The following is a 7,775-nucleotide window of genomic DNA, read 5'->3' as shown; positions in this document are numbered from 1 at the left end:
CCCGGTGGCCTCGCCGATGCGCCGCGCGGTCTCGGCCAGTCGCCCGGCGTCGCGGCCGATGATGGTGACGAGCGCGCCGCGACGGGCCAGTTCCCCGGTCACGCCCGCGCCGATTCCGCTGCCACCGCCGGTGACGAGAACTGATCTTCCCTGGAGGTCCATGGCCCCGAGAGTAGAACACGTTCTCGCCAGGGTAGGGGGCTTCGAGCGGGCCGAGCCCTCACAGAAACCGCTCAGGAGGCCCCGACTAGCCTGGGGGGAAATCGGCGCCGCGACAGGTCGGCGCGCCGCGAACCGCAGATGGACCCCATGTCAGAGCCCAGAACCGCCGCCGCCCGCTCCCCGCTGGCAGGCGTGACCGCTTTCCTGCGCAACTCGTGGCGCACACTCACCGCCATGCGCACGGCGTTGATCCTGCTGTTCCTGCTCGCCGTGGCGGCGATCCCGGGAGCGCTCCTGCCCCAGCGCAGTCTCAACGAGGGCAACGTCAACGACTACATCGCCGAGGCCGGGTGGTTGGGCGAGTTCTACGACCGCCTGCAGCTGTTCGACGTGTTCTCCAGCTGGTGGTTCACCGCCATCTACGTCCTGCTGTTCATCTCGCTCATCGGGTGCCTCACCCCGCGCTGCTTCGAGCTGGTCAGGCAGCTGCGCACGCCCCCGCCGCTCACGCCCCGCAACCTGTCGCGCCTGCCCCATCACGCCGCGTACCGCACCACCGCCACGCCCGAGGAGGCCGCCGACCGGGTGCAGGCCGAGCTCAAGGGGTGGCGGGTGCGGCGCAACGACGGCGACGGCCGCGTCCCCGGCACCATCGAGCTCTCCTCCGAGCGCGGTTACACGCGCGAGGTGGGCAACATCGTCTTCCACTTCGGTCTGCTGGCCCTGCTCATCATGTTCGCGGCGGGCAAGTTCGTCTACGCCGAGGGGATGCGCGTGATCATCGCCAACGCCGAGTCGCCGGCCTTCTGCAACACCACCCCCAGTGCGTACGACACGTTCCGGGCGGGCCTGCTGGTCGACGGAACCGATCTCGAGCAGTTCTGCATCAAGATCGAGGACTTCCGCGCCGACTACCTGCCCAACGGCCAGGCCGAGATGTTCACCTCCAACGTGCGGTTCACCGAGGAGGTCGCGACCACCGATCCGCAGACGTGGGAGCCGTTCGAGATGCGGGTCAACCACCCCCTGCGCATCGGCTCGACCCGCGTCTACCTGCAGGGCCACGGTTTCGCGCCCACCTTCACCGTCACGTTCCCCAACGGTGAGACCCGCACGGACACCCAGCACTGGCAGCCCACCGAGCTGCAGACCTTCTTGTCGTCGGGCATCATGCGGTTCGACCCGCCGGCCGGCATGTACCCCGACCTGCGCGAGCGACGCACCCAGCAGATCGCCGTGCAGGGCCTGTTCGCGCCCACCGCCTCGTTCGACGGAACCCTGCTGAGCTCGCGCTTTCCCAACATGGACGACCCGGCGGTGGCGATCGACGTCTACCAGGGCGACGCCGGGCTCGACACCGGGCGGCCGCAGTCCATCTTCTCGCTGGACTCCGATCTCATCGAGTCGGGTGCGCTCGAACGGCAGGCGCGCGTCAACCTGTTCCCCGGCGAGTCCACCACCCTCCCCGACGGCACCGAGGTCCGGTTCGACGGCGCCGAGGAGTTCATCAACATCCAGGTCTCCGAGGATCCCACGCAGATCTGGGTCGGCGTGGCCGCCGTCGTCATGATGGGCGGGTTGATCCTCAGCCTGATGGTGCGGCGCCGCCGGATCTGGGCGCGCGTGATCGTCGACGACGACGAGGTGACCCGTGTCGACCTGGGTGGCCTCGCCCGGACGGACCGGATGGGCTGGGGCTCGGAGTTCGACGACCTCCGGGACCGGCTGGTCGCAGCGGCGGCCGTCACACCCGTGTTGCCCGAGGAGGCCGACTCGGGACACACTGCAACCAGTCGCGGCTCCGCCGGCGACGCTCCGCGGAAGGACGACACCCGGTGAACACTCTGATACTCGCCCAGGGCCTGCCCATCGACGAGACGCTCTCGACGTACAGCGACCTGGCGTTCCGTACCGCGTTCGGCATCTACGTCCTGGCCCTGATCGCCTCCTTGATCTATTACGCGGGGTTCCGCGTGGCGAAGGTCTCCGATCGCGAGCTGGTGGGCGCCGGCGGGCCGGGGTCGACCGCGGCGGGGTCGACGGGGGCCGGGCTGACCGAGTCCACCTCGCTCACCGACACCGGTGACGAGAACCGCGCCTCGGCGGGCAGCATGCGCTGGGCGCGGATCGCGCACCTGTTCGTGATCGTCGGGTTCGTCTTCCAGGCCGCCTCGCTGGTGCTGCGCGGGCTGGCCACCGACCGGTTCCCGTGGGGGAACATGTACGAGTTCATCCTGGGCACCACGCTGTTGGCGATGGGCGCGGGACTGATCTGGCTGCGCAAGCCCGCGCTCCAGGTGGTGTGGCCGTACATGCTGGTGCCGGTGCTGGTGCTGCTGTTCGTCGGCGGGACACACCTGTACTCCGACGCCGCGCCCGTGGTGCCCGCACTGCGCTCGTACTGGCTCCCGATCCACGTGTCGATCATCGCGCTGGGCTCGGGGATCCTGCTCGTCCCCGGCGTGGTGTCCATCATGTACCTGCTGCGCGTCTGGCAGCCGCAGGGCCGGGAGACGGGCTGGGGAGCGGCCCTGACCCGGCCGCTGCCCGCCGCCGAGACCCTGGACCGTCTGGCGTACCGCACCACGGTGATCGGCTTCCCGATCTTCAGCGTGGGCATCCTGCTGGGCGCGGTCTGGGCGGAGAGCGCGTGGGGCCGGTTCTGGGGCTGGGATCCCAAGGAGACGGCGTCCTTCATCTCCTGGGTGCTCTACGCCGGGTATCTCCACGCCCGCGCGACGAGCGGCTGGGGCCCCAAGAAGGCCGCCTGGATCAACATCGCCGGATTCGCGGTGCTGGTGTTCAACCTGTTCTTCATCAACATCGTGGTCTCGGGCCTGCACTCCTACGCCGGGCTGAACTAGAGGCATCCAGCCCCGCCGTGCCGGGCATCCGCGCGAGCGCCTGCCCACTCCTCGCACAGCCGCCCGTCGCGATGAACTCTCGCCTGCGCATAAGTGACGGCAGGAGTACGTCCAGGGGAGCGGCTGGCACAGGGGCTGGCACAGGGGGCTGGCACAGGGGTGCGCGCAGCCCCTCACAGCTGCGCGAGCAGGTCCTTCCACACGGGTTTCCAGTAGCTGATCGCCTCGGCCGAGTCGAGCTTGGTGTGCGTCAGCCCCACCGAGGCCTTGCCGTTCTTCTTGTCGCTGAAGTTCAGGGCCACGCGCGTGCCGTCGGCCAGCGGAACCCGCCAGTAGCGCCACTTCTCGCTGCTCGACGTGGTCGCGGGGGCCTCGATCCCGACGCCGCCGAACTCCTCGCGGTCGCCCGCGAGCGCCACCCACGCCTGCAGCGCCGTGTCCATGTCCCCGCTGATGGTCCGCGAGGTGGACATCTGGAAGTCGCCGGTGCACGACTGCCCCGGAACCCGCAGTCCGGCGTGCTGCTCGTAGGCGATGGCCGTGCCCTGAGCCCACCACTCGGCGCGCTCGACGGACTCCGGCATCATCTCCAGGGTCGCCTTGGCGATCGCCGAGTGCGGCATCTCCCGCGCGCCGGCCCGCTCCAGCATCTCGACCCACTCCTCCCACGGTCGGCCGGTGGCAGAGGCGATGGCGGAGGTGTTGGAGGGTCTGGTCATGGAATCATAATGCCCCGCCGGCGGCCGATTCGCGGTCAACGGTCGAACCGGACGCCGACGGGGCGAGACGCGTGCCCGCGCGGAGCGCGAGTTCCACCGGCTAGAACTTCACCGCGAGGTCCTGGCTGCCGATCCGCCTCAGCCCCCAGACAAAGGTGAGGATCGGCATGGTGCACCACAGCAGGTTGAGCAGGACGAACTTCACCCACATCTCGACCGGGCTGGACATGTTCTCGAGCTTGTTGGCGATCTCGACCCCGAAGTACACCGCCGGCAACGTGACCTCCACGACCATTCCGGACATGATCAGCCCGAGCTGGTTGACCGTGAAGCGCTTGCCGTTCCGGAAGAATTGAATGATCGCGTAGAGCTCGAACGCGCCCACGACGACCGCGATCCACTCCATGGTGACGACCAGCGGGTCCCCGTTGAGGTAGCGGGCATCGCCTCCCATCAGCACCGGGGCCCACATGTAGGTCCAGAGGGACTGGTTGAGGACCCCTTCCTTGATCTTGTCGAAGAAGAAGAGCCAGGGCAGCTCCCAGATGAATCGCGGTGCCAGAGCGATGAACACCCAGACGATGATCGTCGCGCCGAGGCGCTCTGCCCGCGTGCGCTCCTCCTGGCCCGGAAGCCGCATCCAGGGCAACGCCAGCGCTGTGGCGAAGAGCCCTACGACGCAGAGCACCATGGATGTCGACGTGATCTGCTGGGGAATCCCGACCTTGGTCTCGAGGAACCAGAAGACCGGATGGATCGCGAAGAAGGCGGCGAGGACTCCGAAGAGTCCTCTCTGGAGTGAGGAGAGCTCCTTTCCGTCCTCGCGTGGGCGAAGGACACCGAGCAGTGCCTTCAGTAGTGACGACGAACTCCTGTCGCCCGGTGCAGTGGCGGATTCTGATCGCGATGCGGTGTCGGTGACGGTCGCCGTGGCCGTTGCGGCGACCGAGTCACCCGGGGCCCGGGAGTTCCAGCGAGTCCGCGCGAAGCGTCGCGCGGCGTTGATCACCGTGGAGATCGAGGTGGACGCCACTTCATAGATCTGGGCGAACAGGCTCTTGGGCTGGAGCGTGGCGCCGTGGGGGTGTCCTGGGGACGCGTACTCGTCGCCGGGATATGCAGCTGTCATGGGTGGTTCCTCCGGGGGCCGGGCGTGGCTCGGTGATTCGGCTACGGCGAGTTCGACGCCCCACCGAAATAATTAAGCCACTTAATAGTGAAGTCGCTTCACCGTAGCCGACCGCGTACGGTGGGTCCACCCCCAGGAACGGATTGAGAATGAGTGCCGATCGCGCCCGCGCCGAGCTCGAGTCCGCGGTCACCACCGCGATGCTGCGGGTCTTCGACAAGGTTCAGCGTTCTCGGCGGCTGGCCCGCGACTACGGAACCGGCGATCGACTGACGATGGTGGAGGCCGAGGTCTGTCACCTCGTCGCCGCCGAACGCGCGATCTCGCCCAGCGAGCTCGCCGAGCGGACCGGGGTGAGCAGGTCGGCCGTCTCGCAGGCGTTGAACAGGATGCGCGAGCGTGGCCTCGTCGTCGTCGACCAGCCGGCCGGAAACGCCCGGGCCCGGGAGGTCCGGGTGACCGACGCCGGGGCCCTGGTCGCAGACGGCGTCAACGCCATGTACAGGGAGATGGCTGCCGCTGTCTACGGCGATGCTCCCGATGACCTCGAGGCGTTCCTCGGCCTGTTCACCCGCCTCGACACGTTCTTCGATCAGGTCATGCGCGACTCCTGACCCGAGAGTGCCTGACCGTGTGCTGAACCCGGGGCCGCTGGGCTCGACCGCCACGGGTTCGGGCGCGACGTGCGCTACTCCCGTCAGCACACCCTCTCAGTGGACCCCGAGCGCTCGGAGAGCGGCGGTCACCCCGACGGCGGCGACGACCACCACGACCAGCGGTGCGCGCAACGCGGCCAGGACGGCGGCCGAGGCCACCCCGCCGATGCGGGCCCATCCGGCGAACGCCTGCCCGTCGTAGAGGGTCGCGGTGGCGGCCACGCCGGCGAGCAGCACGATCACCGCCGGGTCGCACCATCGGTGGAGTTGGAGGGAGGCGCGCGTCCTTCCGACGTGGACCCCGGCCAGTCTGATGGCGTACACGCCGACGGCGAGGGCCGCCACGGCGAGGATGAGAGCGGGGTCAGGCATGGTCGCCCCGCCGCCGCACAGAGGTGAGCAGGCCGAACAGTCCCAGGACGGGGGCCAGTCCGGCGGCCACGAACGGGGCGGCAGCTGTGGCGAGCGTCGCGCCGGCGACGGCGGGGGCGGCGGTGCGACGGGTGACGGCGGCGAGGATGATCGCGACGAAGACGGCGGGGAACGCCGCGTCGAGCCCCAGTTGGCCGGGATCGGGCAGGACGTATCCGACGCCGACTCCGATCGCCGCACCGAGGGGCCACGCGACCAGGAGGGCGATGCCCACCGTCCGGAACGCGGCGAAGCGGCGCGACGGGTGCTGCGGGGCCGTGGCCACGGCGACGCTCTCGTCGTTGACCAGGTGGGTCCACAGCAGTCGGGGGGCGCGCTGGTCGGGCAGGAACGCGGACGCCGAGAGGCCGTAGACGGCGTTGCGGAGGCTCACCAGGAGGCCGGCGCCGACCGCGATCCAGAGCAGGCCGCCCGACGCGACGACTCCGACGAACACCAGCTCCGAGGACGCGCTGAGGACGAGGGCTGCGGCGAGGACGACGAGCCACGGGGGTAGGCCTGCCGCTGACGCCGCCGAGCCGTAGGCCATCCCGACCACGGCTATCGCCGTCGCGATCGCCGCGGCGGTCGACACGGGCCTGGTGGATGCAGCGGACGCAGAGGGCGACGGTGTTCGCCATAATGGACGCATGGACAGTATGGTGAACGCAGACGTGGCGCCTGTCAAGCTGATCAGTCGTTCGTTATAGTAAACGGATGACCCCCCAGCTCGGAGCCAGGATCGGGAGCGCGATCAAGCGGGAGCGCACGTCAGCAGGCCTGTCGGTATCCGAGCTCGCACGACGCTCGGGGGTCTCCAAGGCAACCGTGTCCCAACTCGAATCGGGCGGGGGAAACCCCAGCGTGGAGACCCTGTGGGCACTGGGGGATGCGCTCGGCGTGCCCTTCGCCCGTCTCGTGGACGAGGACGTCGAGCCCGTCACGCTGATCCGAGCCGCCGATGCTCCGCTCATCCGTTCGGCCAGCGCGGACTACGTGGCCGCGCTCCTCTCGGCCAGCCCTCCCCATGCACGGCGGGACGTGTACCTGATCCGGGCCGATCCCAGTGGTCCGAAGGTGTCCGCGCCGCATGTCCGGGGCACCGTCGAGCACGTGATCCTGGTGTCGGGGTCCGCGCTCGTGGGCCCGGAGGCGGCTCCGGTCGAGTTGTCGCCCGGCGATTACCTCAGCTACCCCGGCGACGCCCCGCACATCTTCGACGCCCAGCACGAGGGAACCACCGCGGTGCTCATCTCCGAGGTCAGATAGGCCGGCCGCCCCGAAGGTGACGCCGGGTATGCCTGCGGCCACGCGGCGGTAGACCGTCTCCGGTCAGCCCTCGGACTCGGCAGACGGCATCGCCGAGGTGGTCGAGGTGGTCGAGGTGGTCGTGGTGGCGACGACGGCGACCTCGGTCAGCGGCGGCAGATCGAAGGCCCAGCCCGCGGTGCCCTCGGGCCGGAGCATCGCACGCTTCGCCGAGTCGTCGAGCTGGACCGCCAGGACGATCTCGTACTCGCGGTCCGGCGACAGACGCGTGGTGGTGGAGGCCGCGGAACCCTCGCAGTCCGAGCTGACCGCCCGGGCATCGCGGGTCGCGCCACCGGACCGGAGCTCGGCGACGTCAGCGGGACCGAGCGAGGACCAACGATCCGGGCCCGACTCGGGGGAGGTGGCGATGCTCAGGGTGAGCTCCACGCCGCAGCCCGGAGTCCGCACCATCCCATCGATCCTCGCCGAACCGAGTTCGACGCCGTCCCGGTTCACCAGGGTGAACCACCGGCCGGGCGTGACGCTGACCGGTCGCCGGGGGCCGGGTTCGACGGTGGGGGAC

General features: G+C 69.6%; 10 protein-coding genes. 4 read left to right on the top strand and 6 right to left on the bottom strand.

Translation table 11 applies throughout. The annotated features are described in order from the left end of the window. A partial coding sequence (locus IY392_RS12570) for an SDR family NAD(P)-dependent oxidoreductase (protein WP_194861400.1) occupies window positions 1–162 on the bottom strand: 162 nt, incomplete at its 3' end. A gap of 147 nt (window positions 163–309) precedes the next feature. On the opposite strand from IY392_RS12570, the gene IY392_RS12565 reads away from it, so the two are divergent. After that, the gene (locus IY392_RS12565; RefSeq protein WP_194861399.1) at window positions 310–2,001 is read left to right on the top strand and encodes a cytochrome c biogenesis protein ResB; all 1,692 of its coding nucleotides are present in this window, start codon (window positions 310–312) and stop codon (window positions 1,999–2,001) included. After that, window positions 1,998–3,026 carry a c-type cytochrome biogenesis protein CcsB gene (ccsB, locus tag IY392_RS12560; protein WP_194861398.1) on the top strand — a complete coding sequence of 343 codons (1,029 nt, stop codon included), beginning with the start codon at window positions 1,998–2,000 and terminating at the stop codon, window positions 3,024–3,026. Before IY392_RS12565 ends, ccsB begins: the two co-directional genes overlap by 4 nt. A 173-nt stretch (window positions 3,027–3,199) precedes the next feature. Here the strand turns inward: ccsB and IY392_RS12555 are convergent, their stop codons facing one another. After that, on the bottom strand, window positions 3,200–3,745 hold the full coding sequence (locus IY392_RS12555; protein ID WP_107757317.1) for a hypothetical protein: 546 nt from the start codon (window positions 3,743–3,745) through the stop codon (window positions 3,200–3,202). A gap of 100 nt (window positions 3,746–3,845) precedes the next feature. Beyond that, the gene (locus IY392_RS12550) at window positions 3,846–4,874 is read right to left on the bottom strand and encodes a hypothetical protein (protein ID WP_194861397.1); all 1,029 of its coding nucleotides are present in this window, start codon (window positions 4,872–4,874) and stop codon (window positions 3,846–3,848) included. Window positions 4,875–5,023: 149 nt separating this feature from the next. On the opposite strand from IY392_RS12550, the gene IY392_RS12545 reads away from it, so the two are divergent. Continuing rightward, window positions 5,024–5,488: a MarR family winged helix-turn-helix transcriptional regulator gene (locus tag IY392_RS12545; protein ID WP_194861396.1), complete on the top strand. Its 465-nt coding sequence runs from the start codon at window positions 5,024–5,026 to the stop codon at window positions 5,486–5,488. Window positions 5,489–5,584: 96 nt separating this feature from the next. Here IY392_RS12545 and IY392_RS12540 read toward each other — a convergent pair whose 3' ends face one another. Both IY392_RS12540 and IY392_RS12535 read right to left on the bottom strand, forming a co-directional pair. Beyond that, window positions 5,585–5,902, bottom strand: coding sequence for an AzlD domain-containing protein (locus IY392_RS12540; RefSeq protein WP_107757314.1), 318 nt, complete (start codon window positions 5,900–5,902; stop codon window positions 5,585–5,587). Next, on the bottom strand, window positions 5,895–6,536 hold the full coding sequence (locus IY392_RS12535; protein ID WP_194861395.1) for an AzlC family ABC transporter permease: 642 nt from the start codon (window positions 6,534–6,536) through the stop codon (window positions 5,895–5,897). The genes IY392_RS12540 and IY392_RS12535 overlap by 8 nt, the downstream gene beginning before the upstream one ends. 122 nt (window positions 6,537–6,658) lie before the next feature. Between IY392_RS12535 and IY392_RS12530 the strand changes: the two genes are divergently transcribed. Continuing rightward, the gene (locus IY392_RS12530; RefSeq protein WP_156607256.1) at window positions 6,659–7,210 is read left to right on the top strand and encodes a helix-turn-helix domain-containing protein; all 552 of its coding nucleotides are present in this window, start codon (window positions 6,659–6,661) and stop codon (window positions 7,208–7,210) included. 63 nt (window positions 7,211–7,273) lie between these two features. Here IY392_RS12530 and IY392_RS12525 read toward each other — a convergent pair. After that, a partial coding sequence (locus IY392_RS12525) for a hypothetical protein (RefSeq protein WP_228549360.1) occupies window positions 7,274–7,775 on the bottom strand: 502 nt, incomplete at its 5' end.

It is taken from the genome of Dietzia sp. SYD-A1, assembly GCF_015356725.1.
Lineage (GTDB): Bacteria > Actinomycetota > Actinomycetes > Mycobacteriales > Mycobacteriaceae > Dietzia.
Note: the sequence above shows the minus strand (reverse complement) of the source record. Positions and strands in the feature narration are given on the sequence as shown.